We start from the raw sequence: 20,257 nt of genomic DNA, 5'->3' as shown, positions 1-20,257 counted from the left end.
CGGGCACCCCGGCTCACAACTTCAGATCGAGCAGCCCATCGCCCAGATCCTCGTCAGACAACGTCTGCTGGATCAGTGCGCGATGCGCTTGCTCGCTCCATAGTTCGAACTTGTCGCCCATGCCCATCAGCACCGCCTTCTTCTCGATGCCGACCGCGTTGCGGTGGCTGGACGGCAGGCTGATGCGGCCGTTGCCATCCAGTTCCAGGTGGGCGGCCGAGCCGACGAGTTTCTGCTGCAGGGTGCGCACCACGCGCTGGGTGTTGGGCTTGGCCATCACGTCCTCGCGCACCCGCTCCCATTCCTTCTCGGCGTACAGCCACAGGCACCCGGCTTCGAACGGGTTGTAGGTCAGCACCAGGCGATTGCCGCTCGCACGCGCGACCAGGTCGCGATAGGCGGTGGGCACCGCCATGCGTCCCTTGTCGTCAACCGTGATGGCCGTCTCGCCTTGAAACACGCCGTCCTACCTGTCAGTGCCTGATGTCGCTGGGCGGTCATTGAACCACGGAAAACCACAAAAAACCCGGTTTTCCCTCGGATGACCACCTTAGCAGCGGGCGAAGGGTTGTCAACAACTTTTCGCGGGCAAAATCGTCATTCACATCAATGGCTTGCACCGATCTTTAGAGACTTGTTCAAGCTTTATCCACAAGTTGCTGTTTCGTCTCAAATTTTGAGATTTCAATGAAATTCAGTCGTGTAGAGGGCGCGTGAAAACGCCGCTCCCGCTCGACCGCCATTCAGGCGTCCATCGCCGACGGGCGCGCGGAAAGGCACACTGGCGGCATGTGCCTGGTCGCTCTCGCCTGGAAATCCCACCCCCGCTGGCGCCTGTTCATGGCGGGAAACCGCGACGAGTTCCACGCCCGCCCCACCGCCGCGCTGGGCCGCTGGTCCGCGCCGCAGGACGGCGTGATCGCCGGCCGCGACCTGCGGTCCGGCGGCACCTGGATGGGGATCGACGGCCAGGGACGCGCCGCGGTGGTCACCAACGTGCGCGACCCCACCGCCGCCAGCGGCGGCCCTTCGCGCGGCGCCCTGGTCGCGGACTACCTGGCCGGCGCCGGACACTCCGCGGCGGAACGGATCGACCGGTTGGCCGCCGCTGCCGGCGACTACGCGCCGTTCAACCTGCTGCTGGCCGATGCCGACGGCTGCCATTACCTGGGCAATCGCCCCCTTGCGCGGCAGGCGCTGCTACCGGGCGTGCACGGCATGTCCAACGGCGCCCTCGATGCGCCGTGGCCGAAGACGCGGCGGCTGATGGCGGCACTGGAAGGCTGGCTGGCGCAGGACGACCCGCCACTCGACGGCCTGTGGACGGCCCTGGCCGACGATTGGCGACCGGCCGACGCCGACCTGCCGGCAACCGGCATCGCGCTGCCGCTGGAACGTCATCTGTCGGCCGCCTTCATCCGCGGCGAGGACTACGGCACCCGCGCCAGCACCCTGGTGGCGATCGGCCACGACGGCCGCGGCTTCATCGCCGAACGCCGTTTCGGCCCGCAGGGCGTTTTCCTGGGGCAGAGCCGCGTGGACGTCTGACGCGCAGGGCGCCGGTCGAGGACGGGGCCGGTCTGTGGAAGAATCCGCCCCTCTCCGCCGCCGACAGGGAAGCCAGGGCAGGCCATGCGCAAACCGTTGTTCGTCCTGCTCGCGATCCTGCTGATCGACACCATCGGCTTCGGCCTGATCATGCCGATCCTGCCGGGGCTGCTGCAGAGCCTGACCGGCGACCGCGCCGCCAACAGCTTCCACTACGGCGCCCTGCTGTCGGTGTACGCGCTGATGCAGTTCCTGTGCGCCCCCGTGCTGGGCGCGCTGAGTGACCGCCTCGGGCGCCGCCGCGTGCTGCTTGTCTCGCTCGCGGGCGCGGCGCTGGACTACCTGCTGATGGCGTTCGCCCCGACCCTGCCCTGGCTGTACCTGGGCCGCGCGCTGGCCGGCGTCACCGGCGCCAACATGGCGGTGGCCGCGGCCTACCTCACCGACATCACGCCCGAGGACCAGCGTGCCGCCCGTTTCGGGCAGATGGGCGCGGCGATCGGCATCGGCTTCATCGCCGGCCCGGTGCTGGGCGGCCTGCTCGGCGAATGGCTACTGCGCGCGCCATTCATGCTGGCCGCGCTGCTCAATGGCCTCAACCTGCTGCTGGCCTGGCGCCTGCTTCCCGAATCGCGCCCGGCGCGGCGCGACGAGCGCCGCAGGGTCAGCCTGAACGCCTTCGCCGCCCTGCACCGGCTGCACGGCAAGGCCGGCCTGCTGCCGCTGGTGGCGGTGTACGCCATCGTCACCCTCGTCGGGCAATGGCCGGCAACGCTGTGGATCCTCTACGGCCAGGAGCGCTTCGGCTGGAGCATGTGGATCGGCGGCCTGTCGCTGGCCGGCTATGGCCTGTGCCACGCCCTGACCCAGGCCTTCGCCATCGCCCCGCTGGTGTCGCGCCTGGGCGAACGCCGCGCGCTGCTGCTGGGCCTGGCCGGCGATTCGCTGGGACTGGCGCTGCTGTCCATCGCCCTGTCCGGCTGGGTACCGTTCCTGCTGCTGCCGCTGTTCGCCGCCGGCGGCCTGGCCGCCCCGGCCCTGCAGTCGATGCTCACGCGCCGGATCGACGCCCACCAGCAAGGCGAACTGCAGGGAACGCTGACCAGCATCACCAGCCTGATCGGCATCGCCGGCCCGTTGCTGGTGACCACCCTCTATGCCCTAGGCCAAGGCCTTTGGCCCGGCCTGGTCTGGGCGGTGGGCGCCGCCACCAATCTGCTGGTCCTGCCGCTGCTGTCCGGAAGCAGGCGCAAGGAGACATCGACAGCCGCATCAGCCGTTTCGAGCACCGCACAGGACAACGCAGAAAAACAGGCACCCTGAGAAGTACGGCCTGAGAATTACGGCAAACACGCGCAGCGCCACCCCATCCCAAAGCGCGACGCGAAGCGAGCCAAGCCATCCATCTGGAGAACAGCCCCCTTTAGTAAAGGGGGCGCGCCGACAGGCGCGGGGTTGTGGAAGGCAAGAGGCCCGGGGCCCATTGTTTTGTACCGCCTCAGCGGTACAAAACAATGGGGCTTTTCCCGCCCAGCAGGCGGGAAAAGCGGCGGAGCCGGCCTGTAAGCCGGGTTCTGTCGTGGACAGTCATTCTTCTAGGCGCCACGTCGCCGTGGCGCTCGAGCAACCTACCCGGACCCGACGCGGGCCACGCCATTAGGTCCCTATTTGGTCTTGCTCCAGGTGGGGTTTGCCGTGCCGGTCCGTTGCCGGACTCGCGGTGCGCTCTTACCGCACCATTTCACCCTTACCGGTCCCTCGCCACCCCATTGCGGCCTGTCCAGAAGACTTGGGCGATGCTTCGCATCGCCAGCGGCCATCCATGGGCCGCAATGGGGTGACGAGGAACTTAGGCGGTATCTTTCTGTTGCACTTTCCGTCGGCTCGCGCCGCCCAGGCGTTACCTGGCACCTTGCCCTGTGGAGCCCGGACTTTCCTCGTCGTTCCCGAAGGAACGACGCGACTGTCCGGCCGACTCCGCCGCGCGCATTGTACGGGGTAGCGCCCGCCTTGCGGGTACTGGTCCCAAAGTTTGCTGCGCGAACTTCAGGCTCCGGCTTCTGCCTCGCCCTCCCCGGCCCGGCGCAGCAACGCCGGGCGTTCGGTTGCGCTGCGCGGCAATGCCGCGCAGGCAGGCCGCCCTCCCCCCTGCGGCTGTCGCCGCGCGCCTTTAATAGATAGAAGGGGCTCTTCACCTGAGTTGCCCCCCATGTTTCGCGGCCTGGCCTCAACCGCCGTACAGCGCCTTGCGCGGCGCGCCGCTCAGTTCGGCCGCCAGCTTGGCGGCGGTCGAGGGCGGCAGGTGTTCATTGAGCCTGGCGTACAGGCGGCGGCCCTCGGCGATCTTCGCCTCCCCGTCGTCGCCGGCGCCCTGCACCATCACCACGAACTCGCCCTTGCGCTGGTTGTCGTCGGCCTCGACCGCCGCGCGCAGCTGCGCCAGCGTTCCGTCGAGCACGGTCTCGAACAGCTTGGTCAGTTCGCGCGCGACCACCGCCGGGCGTTCGTCGCCGAAGGCGGCGGCCATGTCGGCCAGCGATTCGACAATGCGGTGCGAGGATTCGTAGAACACCAGCGTGCCGGTCTCGCCGGCCAGTCGCTGCAGGCGCTCGCGCCGCGCCGCGCCCTTGGCCGGCAGGAAGCCCTCGAATACGAAACGGTCGCTGGGCAGGCCGGCCACGCTCAGCGCGGCGATCGCCGCGCAGGCGCCCGGCACCGGGCTCACCTTCACCCCCGCCGCGCGCGCGGCGCGCACCAGCCGGAAGCCGGGGTCGCTGACCAGCGGCGTGCCGGCATCGCTCACCACCGCCATCGACTCGCCGCCCAGCAGCCGCGCCACCACGCGCTGCGCCATCGCCTCCTCGTTGTGGTCGTGCAGCGCCACCAGCGGCTTGCCGATGCCGAAATGCGACAGCAGCTGCCCGGTGTGGCGCGTGTCCTCGGCGCAGATCGCCGCCACCGAGCGCAGCACCTCCTGCGCGCGCGGGCTCAGGTCGGCCAGGTTGCCGATCGGCGTGGCGACGACGTACAGGGTGGCGGGGGCAGCGGGCATCATCGGCTTTTCCATGGGCAAGGTTAGAATCCTACCGTGTCCCCCACCCGGCGCCGCCGCATGCCGTTGAACGGATCCCGAATGAACAAGCCTGCCGCACGGATCACCGTCCTGTCCCTGTCGTTCCTGCTGTTCGCCGGCTGCGCCACCACCGGCGTGGCGCCGACCGCCTCGCCCGGACAGCAGGCCGCCATCGCCCTGCTCGAGCAGGGCAAGCCGCGCGAAGCCGCGCAGCAGCTGGAAGCCGAAGCCGCGCTGGCGCGCGGCGCGGCCAAGTCACAGTTGCTGGCCGATGCCGCCTTCGCCTGGCACGAGGCCGGCGACGATGCGCGCGCGCGCATGCTGCTGCCGCAGGTGCAGGTGCGCCAGCTCGCCGGCGCCAGCCGCCAGCGCCATGCGCTGCTGGCCGCGGAACTGGCGCTGGCCGACAAACAGCCGGCCGCCGTGCTGCAGGCCCTGGGCACGCTGCAGCCGGACCTGCTGCCCGCCGCCCAGCAGGCGCGCTGGCACCTGGCCCGCGGCCAGGCGCTGGAAGCCGGCGGCGACGCCTTCGCCGCGGCGGGCGCCCGCGCCCGCGCCGGCGTGCTGCTGGCCGGCAGCGCCCGCAGCGACAACCAGCGCGCCATCACCCGGCTGCTGGCCGGGCTGGACGACGCCACCCTCGCCAGCCGCAGCGCCGCGCTGCCGGCCGGCGACCCGCTCTACAACCACGCAGGCCGCGCCCTGATCGGCCGCGGCCTGCCGCTGCCGCGTCCGTTCGACCGCGACGCCGCCTGGCAGCTGGATACCGGCAAGCGGCCGCCGGCCGAAGCCGACGGTTACCGGCCGCCGGTGAAGATGGCGGTGCTGCTGCCCCTGTCCGGCAACCTGGCCACCGCCGCCGCGCCGGTGCGCGACGGCCTGCTCGCCGGCTACTACGCCGAATACCGCCGCCGCCCGCAGGTCGATTTCATCGATACCCGCGGCACCCCGGCCGGCGCCATCGCCGCCTACGACAAGGCCGTGGCCGGCGGTGCCGATTTCGTGGTCGGGCCGCTCGGCCGTGACGAGGTCGACGCCCTGTTCGGCCGCCAGCAGCTGCAGGTGCCGCTGCTGGCGCTCAACCGTGGCAAGGACACCCCGCCGGCCGGCAGCGCCGGCTTTTCGCTGGCGCCGGAAGACGACGGCATCATGGCCGCCGAATACCTGCTGGCGCGCGAGCGCGGCAACGTGCTGGTGATCGGCAGCAACGACGACAACGGCCGCCGCGCCACCGCCGCCTTCCGCGAGCGTTTCGCCGAACGCGGCGGCAAGGTCGCCGCCAGCCTCGGCGTCGCCGACGCGCCGGGCGACGTGAGCGCACGCCTGCGCCAGGCCGGCCCGGTCGATGCGGTGTTCCTGGCGGTCAAGGGGTCGCAGGCGCGCGTGCTGGCGCCGCAGCTGGCGCTGGCGGGCATGGGCGGCGCCACGCGCGTGGGCACCTCGCAGCTGGTGTCGGGCACCGGCAAGGCCGACGAGGACATGGCGCTGGACGGCATCGCCTTCCCGAGCGAGGCCTGGACCGTGCGCGGCGCGCCGGGCCTGCCGGCGGCCAGCGAACTGTCCGCGACCCTGCCGACCGCGCGCGGCGCGGCCGCACGCCTGTTCGCCTTCGGCTTCGACGCCTGGAAGATCACCGCCTACCTGGAAAAGCTGGCCAACAGCGCCCAGGGCGGCCTGGCCGGCGCCACCGGCACCCTGCACCTGGACGGCTTCGGCAACGTGCTGCGCACGCCGGCGTGGTCCACCTTCAGCGGTGGCCAGCCGGTGCCGATCGGTGATGGCCGCTGACAAGGCCGCACGCGGCGCGGCGGTGGAAGCCGCCGCGCGCCGCCACCTGGAAGACGCCGGCCTGCGCTGGCTCGCCGGCAACGTGCGCTACCGCGGCGGCGAACTCGACCTGGTGATGTTCGACCCGGCCGCCGGCAGCGTCGTCTTCGTGGAAGTGCGCTACCGCCGCAGCGGCGCGTTCGGCGGCGGCGCCGCCTCGGTCGATGCCGGCAAGCGCCGCCGCCTGCTGCTGGCCGCGCAGCTCTATCTTTCCGCCCATCCCGCCCAGGCGCAGGCGCCCTGCCGTTTCGACGTGGTCGAGGCCAGCGGCGAACCGCCGCGGCTGCGCTGGCTGCGCGACGCCTTCCGCGCCGACGACTGCTGATGCCCAGCGTCTTCACCCACGCCGCCGTCCCGCTGGCGCTGTGGTGCGCCAGCGAACGCGGGCGCGTCTCCGCGCGCCTGCTCGGCGCCGGCGTCGCCGCCGCGATGCTGCCCGACGCCGACGTGCTGGCCTTCGCCCTGCATGTTCCCTACGCCGATGCCTTCGGCCATCGCGGCGCCAGCCATTCGCTGCTGTTCGCCGGCCTGCTGGCGGTACTGGCCCTGCTGCTGCACCGGCCGCTGCACGCGGGAAGACTGCAGGCGCTGGCCTTCGTCTTCGCCTGCGCGCTCTCGCATCCGCTGCTCGACGCCCTTACCTCCGGCGGCCTCGGCGTGGCGCTGTGGTGGCCGTGGAGCGACGCGCGCCTGTTCGCGCCGTGGCGGCCGATCCGCGTTTCGCCCTTCGCCAACGCCTTCTTCAGCGTGCGCGGCCTGCAGACCGTGCTGTCCGAGCTGCGCTGGGTGTGGCTGCCGCTGGCGCTGGCTGTGCTGGGCTGGCGCCTGATCCAATACCGTTCCCCTGCCGGTTCCCGCATCCCATGACGTCCCTGCCCGCCGCTTTCGACCAGACGCTTTCCGACCTGCTGGGCACGCACTGGCGCACCGACGCCGCCGCATTGGCCGCGCACGCGCAGGACAACTCCTGGCGGCACGCGTTGCCGCTGGGCGTGGCACTGCCGGAAAACCGCGGGCAGGTGCAGGCCATCGTGCGGGCGTGCCGCGCGCATGGGGTGGCGCTGGTCGGGCGCGGCGCCGGCACCGGCACCACCGGCGCGGCGGTGCCCACCGCCGGCGGCATCGTGCTGTCGTTCGCGCGCATGGACCGCATCCTCGCGCTGCGCCCCGGCGACCGCTGCGCGGTGGTCGAACCGGGCGTGCTCAACGGCGACCTGCAGCAGGCGCTGCAGCCGCACGGCCTGTTCTGGCCGCCGGACCCGTCCAGCTTCGAGATCTGCAGCATCGGCGGCAACCTGGCCACCAACGCCGGCGGCCCGCGCGCGGTGAAGTACGGCACCACCCGCGACAACGTGCTCGGGCTGGTGGCGGTGACCGGCGCCGGCGAGATCATCGAATGCGGCGGCCCATGGACCAAGGACGCCACCGGCTACGACCTCACCCACCTGATCGTCGGCAGCGAGGGCACGCTGGCGCTGATCGTCGAGGCCACGTTGAAACTCGCGCCGCGCCCGCGCGCGCAGGCCGGGCTGCGCGTGCTGTACCGCGACGCGGAGAGCGCCGCGGCCGCGGTGTCGCGGGTGATGACGCAGCCGGCCACGCCGACCACGCTGGAATTCATGGACGCGCGCAGCCTGGAGCTGCTGCGCCGCAATGGCGCGCAGGTGCCCGAAGCCGGGGCGATGCTGCTGATCGACGCCGATGGCGACGACGACACTCTGCCCAACGTGCTGCATGCGCTGGCCCAGGCCGCCGAGGGCGACGGCCTGCTGGCGCTGGACGTGGCGATGGACGGCAGCGCGCGCGAGCAGCTGTGGGCGGCGCGGCGCGCCTTGTCGCCGGCGCTGAAGAGCATCGCGCCGGGCAAGATCAATGAGGACGTGGTGGTGCCGGTCTCGCGCATTCCCGACCTGGTGGCCGGCGTGCAGGCGCTGTCGGCGCGCTTCGCGCTGCCCATCGTCACCTTCGGCCATGCCGGCAACGGCAACCTGCACGTCAACATCCTCTACCACCCCGACGACGCCGGCGAGAACGCGCGCGCGCATGCCGCGTTGCCGGAAGTGTTCGCACTGACGCTCGCGCTGGGCGGCACGCTGTCCGGCGAGCACGGCATCGGCCTGGCCAAGCGCGACTTCATGGCGCAGGCCTTCACCCCCGCCACGCTGGCGGCGATGCGCGCGATCAAGCAGGCGCTGGACCCGGACGGCATCCTCAATCCGGGCAAGGTGCTGCCGCCCGGGTGACGACGTGCCGGTGACGCCGCAGCAGCGAACCTGCCCGCGATTGTTCCCGGCCGCGGCAGATCCGGGCTACGCCTGCCGGCGCGCAGCTTCTGCATCAGCGGGTGTCGGAGCCCCCCGACCTGCGCAACTGCCGAACAAGGCCGATCCCGCAACGAGACGAGCAAGGACCATGGACATCGACCCCTCGCAGTTCGCCGCGCGCTGGGCCGCGGCGTGGAACGCGCACGACGTGGAGGCGGTGCTCGCGCATTTCCACGACGACGCGGTGTTCGCTTCGCCCTTCGCCCGCCAGCTCCTGCCGGAAACCGGCGGCGTGCTGCGCGGCAAGGCCGCCATCCGCGCCTACTGGAGCGCGGGACTGGCGCGCATCCCCGACCTGCATTTCCACGTCGAGGCGGTGTTCGCCGGCATCGATACCCTCGTCATCGCCTACAGCAACCAGAAAGGCGTGCGGGTGAGCGAGGTGCTGCGCTTTTCAGGCGACCGGGTGATCGAGGGCCATGGCACCTATCCGGTCGACGCGTCCAACCCCACCGGCGCGCGCTGACCGGCACGGCCGCGCGCGCCGAAGCACGACGACCGCCCTACTCCGCGAAGTGGCGATAGCCGCCGGCGCGCTCGCCGCCGGCATCGCCCTCGCAGCGGACGCCGCTGCCCCTGGCGATCGTGCCGATGCGCGTCAACGGCAGCGCGAGGCTGGATGACAACGCACCCAGCGCCCCGCGCTGCTCCGGCGGAGCGGTGAAGCACAGCTCGTAGTCGTCGCCGCCGCGCAGCGCGCAGTCCAAGGCGGCATCGACGCCGAGCGCGGCGCGCAGCGCAGGCGACAACGGCACGGCGTCGGCCTGCACCACCGCCGCCACGCCGCTGCGCGTGGCGATGTGGCCGAGGTCGGCCAGCAGGCCGTCGGACACATCGGCCGCCGCGTGCGCCAGTCCGCGCAGGGCCAGCCCCAGCTGCAGCCGCGGCGTCGGCCGCTGCAGGCGCTGGCGCAGTCGCTCGTGATCGGCGTCGGCCACCACGGTGCGCACGTCCAGCCGGCCCTGCTGCCAGAACCGCAGTGCGCCGGCGGCTTCACCGGGATGGCCGCTGACCCAGATGTCGTCGCCCACCTGCGCGCCATCGCGACGCAGCGCCTTTCCGGCCGGCACCTGTCCCATCGCGGTGATCGAGATCGACAGCGGCCCGCGCGTGGTGTCGCCGCCGACCACGGCGATGCCGCTGGCGTCGGCCAGCGCGAACAGCCCGTCGGCGAACGCCTCCAGCCAGCCGGCCTCGGCCTGCGGCAGGGACAGCGACAGCGTGCACCACGCCGGCGCGGCGCCCATCGCCGCCAGGTCGGAAAGATTGACCGCCAGCGCCTTCCAGCCGATGTCGGCCGGCGCGCTCTCGGCGGGGAAATGCACGCCGGCGTTGAGCGTGTCGGCGGTGACCGCCAGCTGCTGGTCCAGGGCGGGCCGCAGCAGGGCCGCGTCGTCGCCGATGCCCAGCGCGATGTCGGCCCGCGCATGGGTGCGGCGCGCGATGCGGTCGATCAATGCGAACTCGTCAAGGCTCATGGACAGGCATTCCAGGAACGAAAAACGCCGGTGCCGATGCTGCCGGCCCCGGCGTCGTGGCGGAAGCGGCCGGCGCGGTCGCGCGCCGGCGGCGGCATCACTGGCCCGATTCGACCTTGCGCCATTCCACGGCGGCGCGGTCCAGCACGCCGTTGACGTAGGTGTGGCCATGCTCGGAGCCGAACCGCTTGGCGGTCTCGATGGCCTCGTTGATCACCACGCGGTACGGCACGTCCACGCGGTGGCGCAGTTCGTAGGCGGCCACGCGCAGCACCGCGCGCTCGATCGCGTCGACTTCCTCGACCGGACGGTCGAGGAACGGCACCAGCGCCTCGTCCAGTTCGCGGCGGTGGTCGAGCACGCCGCGCAGCAGGTCCTCGAAATACGCCAGGTCGGCCACTTCGTGCGCCTGCTCATGGGCGAACTGGGCCAGCAGCGACTCGGCGTTCCCACCGGAGATCTGCCAGGCGTAGATCGCCTGCAGCGCGCGGCGGCGCGCGCGCGAGCGCAGCACCGGGTCGACGCCGTCGCGGCGGAAGGGCTTGCCGGCAGGCTTGCCGTGGTTCTTGTTGCTCATGGCAGCTGCTCCAGAAGATTGACCATTTCCAATGCCGCCAGCGCGGCTTCCTCGCCCTTGTTGCCGTGGCTGCCGCCGGCGCGGGCCTCGGCATCCTCCACGCGCTCGACCGCGAGCACGCCGTTGAGCACCGGCACGCCGAAATCCAGCTGCGCGCGCATCAGGCCTTCGGCGCAGCGGTCGGCCACGTGCTCGTAGTGGCGGGTGTCGCCGCGGATCACGCAGCCCAGGGTGATGATGGCCGCGTGCCGGCCGGCGGCGGCCAGGCGGGTGGCGACCAGCGGGATCTCCCAGGCGCCGGGCACGCGCACCACGTCGACGGCGTCCTCGCCGATGCCGTTGCCGGCCAGGCTCTGCCGCGCGCCGGCCACCAGCACGTCGGTGATGCGGGCGTTCCAGCGGCTGGCGATGATGACGAAACGGGCCGATCCGGCCGGGCGGAGGTCGCCTTCGTAGTGGCTCATGGGGCGTAGCGATGCAAAAGGTGGGTCAGTTTACCGTGTAGGTCGCCATCCCGTAGGAGCGGCTTCAGCCGCGACGGGGCCTTCGCGGCCACGTCCCCGTGCCTGTGGTGGCGCGGGGTGTGGGTTTTCGGGAAAGCTCCATCGCGGCTGAAGCCGCTCCTACGGCGGGTCGTCAGGGCTGGACGGTCTCGACGATCTCCAGGCCGTAGCCGGCCAGGCCGACCTGGCGGCGCGGGGTGCCGAGCACGCGCAGCCGGCCCAGGCCCAGGTCGGCCAGGATCTGCGCGCCGGCGCCGTTGCGGCGCCACTGGCCCACGTCCTTGTCCTTGCCGGCCGGGCGCAGTTCCGGCTCGCGGCGCAGGCGCGCCAGCAGCGCATCGGAATCGCGCGGAGCCGAGAGCACCACCATCACGCCCTGGCCTTCGGCGGCGATGGCGCGCAGGGCGTCGGTGGCGGCCACGCCGAAGTCGTCGCGGCGCCAGTGCAGCAGGTCGGCCAGCGGGTTTTCCACCTGCACCCGCACCAGCGTCGGGGTGTCCCTGTCCGGGGTGCCGCGGACCAGCGCGAAATGCAGGTCGTTGGCGATGCGGTCGCGGTAGGTGACCAGCCGGAACGCACCGAACTCGGTGTCGATCTCGCGCTCGTCCACCCGCTCGACGGTGTGCTCGGTGGCCAGCCGCCAGGCGATCAGGTCGGCGATGGAGCCCATCTTCAGCCCATGCTCGCGCGCGAACACTTCCAGCTCCGGGCGGCGCGCCATGCTGCCGTCGGGGTTGAGGATCTCCACCAGCACGCCGGCCGGTTCCAGCCCGGCCAGCATGGCCAGGTCCACGCCGGCCTCGGTATGGCCGGCGCGGGTCAGCACGCCGCCGGGCTGGGCGATCAGCGGGAAGATGTGGCCCGGCTGGTGCAGGTCCGACGGCCTGGCGTTCGGCTTGACCGCGGTACGGATGGTATGGGCGCGGTCGTGCGCGGAGATGCCGGTGGTGACGCCCTCGGCGGCCTCGATGCTGACCGTGAAGTTGGTCTGGAACTGCGCGGTATTGGCCTGCACCATCGGCGCCAGGCCGAGGTCGGCCGCGCGCGTGCGGGTCAGCGGCAGGCACACCAGGCCGCGGCCGTGGGTGACCATGAAGTTGATGTCCGACGGCTTGACCAGCTCGGCGGCCATGATCAGGTCGCCTTCGTTCTCGCGGTCCTCGTCGTCGACGATGACGACCATGCGGCCGGCGCGGATCTCTTCCAGCAGTTCGGGGACGGGGGCGAAGTTCATGCGGTGGCTCCCTGGCCCAGCAGGCGCTCGACATAGCGCGCCACCAGGTCGATTTCCAGATTGACGGCGTCGCCGACGCCGGTGTGGGCGAAACGGGTATGGGCGACGGTGTGCGGGATCAGCGCCACCTCGAAGCCGGCGTCGTCGGCCTCGTTGACGGTGAGGCTGACGCCGTCGACGCAGATCGAGCCCTTCTTGGCTATGTACTTGAGCAGCGGCGCCGGCGCGGCGAAGCGCCAGCGCTGCGCGCGGGCGTCATCAACGATCGACAGCACCTGGCCGATGCCGTCGACATGGCCGCTGACCAGATGGCCGCCGAGACGGTCGGTCGGGCGCATGGCGCGCTCGAGGTTGATCGTCGCGCCCGCGGCGAGCTGGCCGAGCGTGGTCAGGCCCAGGGTTTCGGTCGAGGCGTCGGCCTGGAACGAGCTGGCGTCGAACGCGATCACGGTCAGGCACACGCCGTTGACCGCGATGCTCTCGCCCAGCTGCACGTTGTCGAACGGCAGGCTGCCGACCTCGAAGGTAAAGCGGACATCGCCGCCGACGGGCTCATGCGCGGCCAGGCGGCCGACGCCTTCGATGATGCCGGTGAACATCAGCGCACCTCCGTGGTGGAGAGGGGCCGGGAGACCGGAAGGATGATGCAGGGGGTTTTCATGAACGTTTCCCGCGGTTGGAGAGCGAAAAACGCCACAAGGCAAACAGGCGCACGCACGGCGTGGCCGCGCGCTGGCCGTCTTCTTTCATCCGGACTCTAGGCGGCACCGCGTTCGCGGCATCGCCAACCGTCGGCTCCGGCATCGGACCGGATCTGCTGACCCTCGGCCGGTGGAACCCGCATGCTGCGCATTCCCGCGAGCGGACTCGCGTGCCGGCCTCGGCGCTCGCGGGCTCGTGCAAGCTCCCGAAGAAAGCCGCGCACCTACCGCCGGTGGGGAATTACACCCCGCCCTGAAGACGTTCGTGGTTGCCGGCGAACCGGCCGGCGCATTGTACCAGCCCGTCCCCGGCCGACCTGTCTGGCGGATGGATGACAGTGTTGCAGCAGTGGCTCGCGCCCCTCGCTCGTAGGAGCGCACCTTGGTGCGCGATGGGGCCTTCCAGGTGAAACCCCTCGCGCACCAAGGTGCGCTCCTACGGGGATGCGGGGCCCTGCCTCGGCGCCACGCGCGAAGCGTCGGGGCATGGCCCGACCTACGGAGAGCCTGGCCGCAGGCGCAGGCGCAGGTCCTTGCCGACGCTGCGCAGGTCATGCACCTCCAGCGGCCGCGCCTGCGCCATCGTGCCGATGCCCAGCCCGGCCAGCAGCGGGCGGGCGCCCTCGCCCATCAGCAGCGGCGCCATGTACAGCAGCAGTTCGTCGGCCAGCCCGGCGCGCAGCAGCGCCCCGCACAGGGTCGGCCCGGCCTCGACGTGGACCTCGTTGATGCCGCGCCCGCCCAGCAGCGCCATCACCGCCGCCAGGTCGAAGCGGCCATCGGCGTGCAGCGGCGCGGAGGCGAACTGCGTTCCTTCCAGCGCCGGCGGCGCCAGCGCCGGATCGTGCAGGTACAGCGTGGGCGCATCGCCTTCGCGCACCCGCGCGCAGGCCAGCGTGCGCAGCCGCGCGTCGAGCACCACCCGCAGCGGCGGCAGGAAGTCGCCAGCCTCCGGGCGCGCGGTCAGCGCCGGGTCGTCGGCCAGTACCGTCGCCGCGCCGGTCAGGATCGCGCCGGCGCGCGCACGCCAGCGCTGCACGTCGGCGCGTGCGGCCGCCCCGGTGATCCATTTCGATTCGCCGCTGGCCATCGCCGTGCGCCCGTCCAGGCTGGCGGCGAGCTTGACCCGCACGAACGGCCGGCCGCGCTCGACCCGCGACAGGAAGCCGAGGTTGAGTTCGCGCGCCCTGTCCGCCATCAGCCCCACCGCCACCTCGATACCGGCCTGCCGCAGCAGCGCGAAACCGCCGCCGTCGACATCGGGGAACGGATCGCCCATCGCCGCCACCACCCGCGCCACGCCGGCCTCGACCAGCGCCAGCGCGCAGGGCGGCGTGCGCCCGTAATGCGCGCACGGCTCCAGGGTGACGTAGGCGGTGGCGCCGCGCGCGCGCGACCCCGCTTGGCGCAGCGCGAACACTTCCGCATGCGGGCCGCCAGCGCGCTGGTGGAAACCTTCGCCGACGACCTCGCCGCCGTGGGCGACGACGCAGCCGACCATCGGATTGGGCCGCGTGGTCCATGCCCCGCGTTCGGCCAGGCGCAGCGCGCGCGCCATCATCTGGTGGTCGGTAGCGGTGAAATCCTGCATGGGTACCTCGTGGAAGACGGGTGCCGCAGGCCCCTCAGGACAGCGGCGGATCGATCCGCATCACGGTGACGGCCAGCGGCCCAAGCTGCAGCCGGACGTGCTCTTCCCAGCCCAGCGCGCGGTACCACGGCACCATCGCCGCTTCACAGTAAAGATACAGGCGCCGCACGCCCAGCCGCGCGGCATGCGCCACGCAATGCCCGGCCAGGCGCGCGCCCACGCCGTGGCCGCGGCCTTCCGGGCATACGTACAGCGAGGCCAGCCACGGCGACCAGCCGCGGATCTGCTCGTGGTCGTCGTGCAGCAGGCTGACCGATCCCAGCCAGCCCGCGTCGTCCTCCGCCAGCCATGTACAGGGAATGGCATCGTCCCGCTGCACGCGCAGCTCGGTTTCGGCCTGATCGACGGTCCACTCCGGCAGCAGCGCGCCGAACGCCTGCACATGCGCCCGCGCCACCGCGGGAATCCATGCCGGCCGCGCCTGCAGGCCGACGATGCGCGGCGGCGTCAGCGCGGCGCCTTGCGCTCGCGGCGCGCGGCAGCGGCGTCGAGCAGCGACAGCTGGCCGTCGCCGGCCGGGTGGTCGCGCTCCAGCTTCTCGATCTCGTCGCGGAAATCGGCCACGTCCTCGAAGCTGCGGTAGACCGAGGCGAAACGCACGTAGGCGACGTGATCGAGCTTGCGCAGTTCGTCCATCACGAACTGGCCGACGCGGATCGACGGCACCTCGCGCTCGCCGCTCATGCGCAGCTGGTGCACCACCGCGCGCACCGCCGCCTCGATCCGCTCCTCGGCCACCGGCCGCTTCTGCAGCGCGCGGTCGAAGCCGACCCGCAGCTTGCGCGCGTCGAACGCCTCGCGCCCGCCATCGCTCTTGACGATGACCGGCAGCTTGAGCTCGATGGTCTCCAGCGTGGAAAAGCGCTCGCCGCAGGCCTCGCAGCCGCGCCGGCGGCGGATGGTCGCCCCATCCTCGGAAACGCGCGAATCGATCACGCGGGTGTCGGTGTGCTGGCAGAAGGGACAGTGCATCAGCGGAGCGGGGAGAAGGGAACGGGGAACGGGGAATGCAAGTCCCCCGCGCTACGTGCATTCCTGCGTTGCAGCGACTTCCTCAATGCCTGCAACTGCAGGGAGACGGCCCGATGCTGCGCCAGGAACGCGTCGACCGCAATCTGGCGCACGAAGCCCAGCCGCGCGGCCAGCAGCACCTGGGTCAACACCTCCGCCAGCGAACCGGAGGCCATCGAGAGGAAACGCAGGTAATCACGGGTGGAATACCTCGCATTGCCTTCGGCAATGCAGGAAGGAACAGAGATGGCCGCACGCTTGATCTGGCTGCCCAGACCGAATCGCTCCTCGACCGGGAATGCGGAGGCAAGCTCGTAGACCTTCTCGACCATCACCATCGCTTCTTCCCAGACCCTCAATTCACGGAAATCCGCCGCCATGACAACTCCCTGTCGCCATCGACAGGCCGCAACGGCCTGTCATTCCCTGTTCCCACTTCCCCCGTCCCCGGCTCTTCCCCCGTCCCCGGCTCTTCAGCCGTAAACCGGGAACTGCCTGCACTGCAGGGTGACGTTCTCGCGCACGCCGGCGATGACGTTGTCGTCGTTCGGGTTGTCCAGCACGTCGGCGATCCAGTTGGCCAGCGCCACGCAGTCCGGCTCCCGGTAGCCGCGGGTGGTGATGGCCGGGGTGCCCAGGCGCAGACCCGAGGTCACGAACGGCGAGCGCGGGTCGTTCGGCACCGAGTTCTTGTTCACGGTGATGTGCGCCTTGCCCAGCGCGGCTTCCGCTTCCTTGCCGGACACGTCCTTGCCGATCATGTCCACCAGCATCAGGTGGTTCTGGGTACCGCCGGAAACGATCTTGTAGCCGCGCGCGATCAGCGTGTCGGCCATCGCCTGCGCGTTCTTCACCACCTGCTGCTGGTAGGCCTTGAATTCCGGCTCCAGCGCTTCCTTGAAGGCCACCGCCTTGGCGGCGATGACGTGCATCAGCGGACCGCCCTGGATGCCCGGGAACACGATCGACTGCAGCTTCTTCTCGATCTCCTCGCCGGCGCCCTTGGCGATGATGATGCCGCCGCGCGGGCCGCGCAGGGTCTTGTGGGTGGTCGAGGTGACCACATGGGCGTGCTCGATCGGGTTGGGGTACACGCCGGCGGCGACCAGGCCGGCCACGTGCGCCATGTCCACGAACAGGTAGGCGCCGACCTTGTCGGCGATGGCGCGGAAACGCGCCCAGTCCACGATCTGCGAATAGGCGGAGAAACCGGCCACGACCATCTTCGGCTTGTGTTCCAGCGCCAGGCGCTCGACTTCGTCGTAATCGATCAGGCCCTGCTCGTCCACGCCGTACTGGACGGCGTTGAAGATCTTGCCCGAGGCATTGACCTTGGCGCCGTGGGTCAGGTGGCCGCCATGCGCCAGCGACATGCCGAGGATGGTGTCGCCCGGCTGCAACAGCGCGAAGTAGACGGCCTGGTTGGCCTGCGAGCCGCTGTGCGGCTGCACGTTGGCGTAGTCGGCGCCGAACAGCTGCTTGAGGCGGTCGATGGCCAGCTTCTCGGCCACGTCCACGTATTCGCAGCCGCCGTAGTAGCGCTTGCCCGGATAGCCTTCGGCGTACTTGTTGGTCAGCTGGCTGCCCTGGGCCTCCATCACGCGCGGGCTGGCGTAGTTCTCGCTGGCGATCAGCTCGACATGGTCTTCCTGGCGCTGGCACTCGGCAGCAATGGCCTGGGCCAACTCGGGGTCGTAGGACTCGATACGGGCGTCGCGCGGGAACATCTCGGCTCCTGGGAGGGTGGGCGGGGGGAAGGGCCGATTGTAACGCTTCCTTCACCGCCCCACCCCGGCCGTCCCGTGCCACGCCCGGAAAAAGTCAAGGGCGCCCGGTGGGCGCCCCGTCTTTCCGAACCGCAGCCGGCTCAGCGGTTGAACACGATGTCGGCGATGATGCCGGTGGCGATGGCCACCATCAGCAGGTTGCCGCGGTCGTCGCGGATCCAGCGGTGGCCGTGCGGCGGACGGCGCAGGTGGTAGCGGCCGTAGTCGCTGACCACGTAGACCGGGCCGCCGTAGTAGTTGCTGTAGCGGTAACCGCGCTCGAAACCGTACGGGCGGTAGACCACGCGCGGCGGCGGGGCGTAGTAGCGGCGGTCGGTGTGGCGCGCGTCGCGGTAGCCCTCGCGGTAACCGGCGCTGTAGTGGCGGCGGTCGTCGCGCCGGTCATTGCGCCAGTCGCGACGGTCGTGGCGATCATGGCCGGGGCCGGGCCCGCGGCCGCGGTCGTCCCAGCCGTGGCGGCCGCGGTCATGGTCGCGGTCGCCGGCGGCCAAGGCCGGGGCGATGGCGCCGAAGGCCAGCAGGGTGGTCATCGCGGCGACTGCAAGTCGGTGCATCTTCATGGTGGCCCTCGCGGTGTTGATGGACGCTTTCCATCATGCTCACGCGATCTGAACGGTTTCCGGCTGGAAACGGTTACCGCCGGCGCCATTCATCGACCGGCCAGCCGCGCCGCGGCCGCCGGAGCGCGGCGGGTTCCCGCTATAATCGCCCATTCCCTTTTGCCTCGGGCTCGTCCGCCTTGCGGACCGGGCGCGGGCGTGCGCTACGGAGACGTCATGTCCTCGCAATACATCTACACCATGAACCGCGTCAGCAAGGTGGTCCCGCCCAAGCGGCAGATCATCAAGGACATCTCGCTGTCGTTCTTCCCGGGCGCCAAGATCGGCCTGCTGGGCCTGAACGGCGCCGGCAAGTCCACCGTGCTCAAGATCATGGCCGGCGTGGACACCGATTTCGAGGGCGAGGCCCGCCCGCAGGCCGGCATCAAGGTCGGCTACCTGGAGCAGGAACCGCGCCTGGACCCGGCCCAGACCGTGCGCGAAGCGGTCGAGGAAGGCGTGGGCGAAGTGCTGCAGGCGCAGGCCGCGCTGGAAGCCGTCTACGCCGCCTATGCCGAGGAAGGCGCCGACTTCGACGCACTGGCGAAGGAACAGGAGCGGCTGGAAGCGATCCTGGCCGCCGGCGATGCGCACACGCTGGAGAACCAGCTGGACGTGGCCGCCGACGCGCTGCGCCTGCCGCCGTGGGACGCGGTGATCGGCAAGCTGTCCGGTGGCGAAAAGCGCCGCGTCGCACTGTGCCGCCTGCTGCTGCAGAAGCCGGACATGCTGCTGCTCGACGAACCGACCAACCACCTGGACGCCGAGTCGGTGGAATGGCTGGAGCAGTTCCTGGCGCGCTACACCGGCACCGTGGTGGCCGTCACCCATGACCGCTACTTCCTGGACAACGCCGCCGAGTGGATCCTGGAACTGGACCGCGGCCGCGGCATTCCGTGGAAGGGCAACTACACCGAATGGCTGATGCAGAAGGACGAGCGCCTGAAGCAGGAAGACAACCAGGAGAAGGCCCGCCAGAAGGCGATCCAGAAGGAACTGGAGTGGTCGCGGCAGAATGCCAAGGGTGGCCGCACCAAGGGCAAGGCCCGCCTGGCCCGCCTGGAAGAGCTGCAGTCGGTCGATTACCAGAAGCGCAACGAGACCAACGAGATCTTCATCCCGCCGGGCGAGCGCCTGGGCAACTCGGTGATGGAGTTCAGGAACGTCTCCAAGAAGTTCGGCGACCGCCTGCTGATCGACAACCTGTCGATGATCATCCCGCCGGGCGCCATCGTCGGCATCATCGGCCCGAACGGCGCCGGCAAGTCGACCCTGTTCAAGATGATCACCGGCCAGGAGAAGCCCGATTCGGGCGAGATCGTGGTCGGCCCGACCGTCAAGCTGTCCTATGTGGACCAGAGCCGCGATGCGCTGACCGGCAACCACAACGTGTTCCAGGAAATCGCGGGCGGCCTGGACATCCTCAACATCAACGGCATCGAGATCCAGTCGCGCGCCTACATCGGCCGCTTCAACTTCAAGGGCCAGGACCAGCAGAAGATGGTTGGTTCGCTGTCCGGCGGTGAGCGCGGCCGCCTGCACATGGCCAAGACCCTGCTGCAGGGCGGCAACGTGCTGCTGCTCGACGAACCGTCCAACGACCTGGACATCGAGACCCTGCGCGCGCTGGAAGATGCGCTGCTGGAGTTCCCGGGCAACACCTTCGTCATCTCGCACGACCGCTGGTTCCTGGACCGCATCGCCACGCACATCATCGCCTTCGAGGGCGACTCGCACGTGGAGTTCTTCCAGGGCAACTACCGCGAGTACGAGGAGGACAAGAAGCGTCGCCTCGGCGACGACGCCGGTCCCAAGCGCCTGCGCTTCAAGGCGCTGAAGTAAGCAGCACCCGGACGGCCGCAGCGATGCGGCCGTCTGCTTTTCAAGCTGCCTCTCCGTTGAAGACCTTCCGCCCCTTGAGGGAAGGATCGCGGAGAGCGGCCC

At 70.8% G+C, this 20,257-nt stretch carries 21 protein-coding genes, 1 other RNA gene and 1 riboswitch; of the genes, 8 read left to right on the top strand and 14 right to left on the bottom strand.

Annotated elements, in window-relative coordinates:
- Positions 1 to 13: 13 nt before the first annotated feature.
- The gene (gene mraZ, locus CQ393_RS12795; RefSeq protein WP_343199959.1) at positions 14 to 460 is read right to left on the bottom strand and encodes a division/cell wall cluster transcriptional repressor MraZ; all 447 of its coding nucleotides are present in this window, start codon (positions 458 to 460) and stop codon (positions 14 to 16) included.
- 329 nt (positions 461 to 789) lie between these two features.
- Between mraZ and CQ393_RS12790 the strand changes: the two genes are divergently transcribed.
- Both CQ393_RS12790 and tet read left to right on the top strand, forming a co-directional pair.
- The gene (locus CQ393_RS12790; protein ID WP_153191941.1) at positions 790 to 1,548 is read left to right on the top strand and encodes an NRDE family protein; all 759 of its coding nucleotides are present in this window, start codon (positions 790 to 792) and stop codon (positions 1,546 to 1,548) included.
- An 84-nt stretch (positions 1,549 to 1,632) separates the two neighbouring features.
- Positions 1,633 to 2,871 (top strand): Tet(A)/Tet(B)/Tet(C) family tetracycline efflux MFS transporter, encoded by a 1,239-nt coding sequence (gene tet / locus CQ393_RS12785; RefSeq protein WP_153191940.1) that lies wholly within the window; start codon positions 1,633 to 1,635, stop codon positions 2,869 to 2,871.
- 224 nt (positions 2,872 to 3,095) lie between these two features.
- Here tet and rnpB read toward each other — a convergent pair.
- Together rnpB and rsmI are read right to left on the bottom strand one after the other, a co-directional pair.
- An RNA gene (rnpB, locus tag CQ393_RS12780) (RNase P RNA component class A) lies at positions 3,096 to 3,527 on the bottom strand.
- A gap of 248 nt (positions 3,528 to 3,775) precedes the next feature.
- Positions 3,776 to 4,600: a 16S rRNA (cytidine(1402)-2'-O)-methyltransferase gene (gene rsmI / locus CQ393_RS12775; RefSeq protein ID WP_153191939.1), complete on the bottom strand. Its 825-nt coding sequence runs from the start codon at positions 4,598 to 4,600 to the stop codon at positions 3,776 to 3,778.
- An 81-nt stretch (positions 4,601 to 4,681) separates the two neighbouring features.
- On the opposite strand from rsmI, the gene CQ393_RS12770 reads away from it, so the two are divergent.
- The 5 genes from CQ393_RS12770 (at position 4,682) to CQ393_RS12750 (ending at position 9,238) form a co-directional block, all read left to right on the top strand.
- Entirely contained in the window at positions 4,682 to 6,409 is a 1,728-nt protein-coding gene (locus CQ393_RS12770) for a penicillin-binding protein activator (RefSeq protein WP_153191938.1), read from the top strand.
- Complete coding sequence (locus tag CQ393_RS12765; protein WP_153191937.1) at positions 6,399 to 6,773, top strand: YraN family protein; 375 nt, start codon at positions 6,399 to 6,401, stop codon at positions 6,771 to 6,773. The genes CQ393_RS12770 and CQ393_RS12765 overlap by 11 nt, the downstream gene beginning before the upstream one ends.
- Positions 6,773 to 7,315, top strand: coding sequence for a metal-dependent hydrolase (locus CQ393_RS12760; RefSeq protein WP_153191936.1), 543 nt, complete (start codon positions 6,773 to 6,775; stop codon positions 7,313 to 7,315). The genes CQ393_RS12765 and CQ393_RS12760 overlap by 1 nt, the downstream gene beginning before the upstream one ends.
- Entirely contained in the window at positions 7,312 to 8,691 is a 1,380-nt protein-coding gene (locus tag CQ393_RS12755) for an FAD-linked oxidase C-terminal domain-containing protein (protein ID WP_153191935.1), read from the top strand. Before CQ393_RS12760 ends, CQ393_RS12755 begins: the two co-directional genes overlap by 4 nt.
- 169 nt (positions 8,692 to 8,860) lie before the next feature.
- Positions 8,861 to 9,238, top strand: a complete 378-nt coding sequence (locus tag CQ393_RS12750) for a nuclear transport factor 2 family protein (protein ID WP_153191934.1) — start codon at positions 8,861 to 8,863, stop codon at positions 9,236 to 9,238.
- A 37-nt stretch (positions 9,239 to 9,275) separates the two neighbouring features.
- Here the strand turns inward: CQ393_RS12750 and thiL are convergent, their stop codons facing one another.
- From thiL to CQ393_RS12695, 11 genes are all read right to left on the bottom strand, one after another.
- Positions 9,276 to 10,250, bottom strand: coding sequence for a thiamine-phosphate kinase (gene thiL, locus CQ393_RS12745; protein WP_153191933.1), 975 nt, complete (start codon positions 10,248 to 10,250; stop codon positions 9,276 to 9,278).
- Between the two features lie 97 nt (positions 10,251 to 10,347).
- Positions 10,348 to 10,827, bottom strand: a complete 480-nt coding sequence (gene nusB, locus CQ393_RS12740) for a transcription antitermination factor NusB (protein ID WP_153191932.1) — start codon at positions 10,825 to 10,827, stop codon at positions 10,348 to 10,350.
- Entirely contained in the window at positions 10,824 to 11,291 is a 468-nt protein-coding gene (gene ribH / locus CQ393_RS12735) for a 6,7-dimethyl-8-ribityllumazine synthase (protein WP_153191931.1), read from the bottom strand. The genes nusB and ribH overlap by 4 nt, the downstream gene beginning before the upstream one ends.
- 172 nt (positions 11,292 to 11,463) lie before the next feature.
- Positions 11,464 to 12,564, bottom strand: a complete 1,101-nt coding sequence (gene ribB, locus CQ393_RS12730; protein ID WP_153191930.1) for a 3,4-dihydroxy-2-butanone-4-phosphate synthase — start codon at positions 12,562 to 12,564, stop codon at positions 11,464 to 11,466.
- Positions 12,561 to 13,163 (bottom strand): riboflavin synthase, encoded by a 603-nt coding sequence (locus CQ393_RS12725; protein WP_153191929.1) that lies wholly within the window; start codon positions 13,161 to 13,163, stop codon positions 12,561 to 12,563. Before CQ393_RS12725 ends, ribB begins: the two co-directional genes overlap by 4 nt.
- Before the next feature lie 135 nt (positions 13,164 to 13,298).
- Positions 13,299 to 13,530, bottom strand: a riboswitch (FMN riboswitch).
- Positions 13,531 to 13,761: 231 nt separating this feature from the next.
- On the bottom strand, positions 13,762 to 14,856 hold the full coding sequence (gene ribD / locus CQ393_RS12720) for a bifunctional diaminohydroxyphosphoribosylaminopyrimidine deaminase/5-amino-6-(5-phosphoribosylamino)uracil reductase RibD (RefSeq protein WP_153191928.1): 1,095 nt from the start codon (positions 14,854 to 14,856) through the stop codon (positions 13,762 to 13,764).
- 34 nt (positions 14,857 to 14,890) lie between these two features.
- Complete coding sequence (locus CQ393_RS12715; protein ID WP_343199962.1) at positions 14,891 to 15,322, bottom strand: GNAT family N-acetyltransferase; 432 nt, start codon at positions 15,320 to 15,322, stop codon at positions 14,891 to 14,893.
- A gap of 41 nt (positions 15,323 to 15,363) precedes the next feature.
- Positions 15,364 to 15,888, bottom strand: a complete 525-nt coding sequence (gene nrdR, locus CQ393_RS12710; RefSeq protein ID WP_153191927.1) for a transcriptional regulator NrdR — start codon at positions 15,886 to 15,888, stop codon at positions 15,364 to 15,366.
- Positions 15,888 to 16,307, bottom strand: coding sequence for a four helix bundle protein (locus CQ393_RS12705; protein WP_153191926.1), 420 nt, complete (start codon positions 16,305 to 16,307; stop codon positions 15,888 to 15,890). The genes nrdR and CQ393_RS12705 overlap by 1 nt, the downstream gene beginning before the upstream one ends.
- A gap of 93 nt (positions 16,308 to 16,400) precedes the next feature.
- A complete protein-coding gene (gene glyA, locus CQ393_RS12700) occupies positions 16,401 to 17,654 on the bottom strand; it encodes a serine hydroxymethyltransferase (RefSeq protein WP_153191925.1) in 1,254 nt (417 codons plus the stop codon).
- Positions 17,655 to 17,794: 140 nt separating this feature from the next.
- On the bottom strand, positions 17,795 to 18,274 hold the full coding sequence (locus tag CQ393_RS12695) for an RcnB family protein (protein ID WP_153191924.1): 480 nt from the start codon (positions 18,272 to 18,274) through the stop codon (positions 17,795 to 17,797).
- Positions 18,275 to 18,490: 216 nt separating this feature from the next.
- On the opposite strand from CQ393_RS12695, the gene ettA reads away from it, so the two are divergent.
- The gene (gene ettA, locus CQ393_RS12690; RefSeq protein ID WP_153191923.1) at positions 18,491 to 20,155 is read left to right on the top strand and encodes an energy-dependent translational throttle protein EttA; all 1,665 of its coding nucleotides are present in this window, start codon (positions 18,491 to 18,493) and stop codon (positions 20,153 to 20,155) included.
- The last annotated feature ends 102 nt before the right edge of the window (positions 20,156 to 20,257 follow it).

The organism is Stenotrophomonas sp. MYb238 (genome assembly GCF_009496535.1).
Taxonomy (GTDB): Bacteria; Pseudomonadota; Gammaproteobacteria; order Xanthomonadales; family Xanthomonadaceae; genus Stenotrophomonas.
Note: the sequence above shows the minus strand (reverse complement) of the source record. Positions and strands in the feature narration are given on the sequence as shown.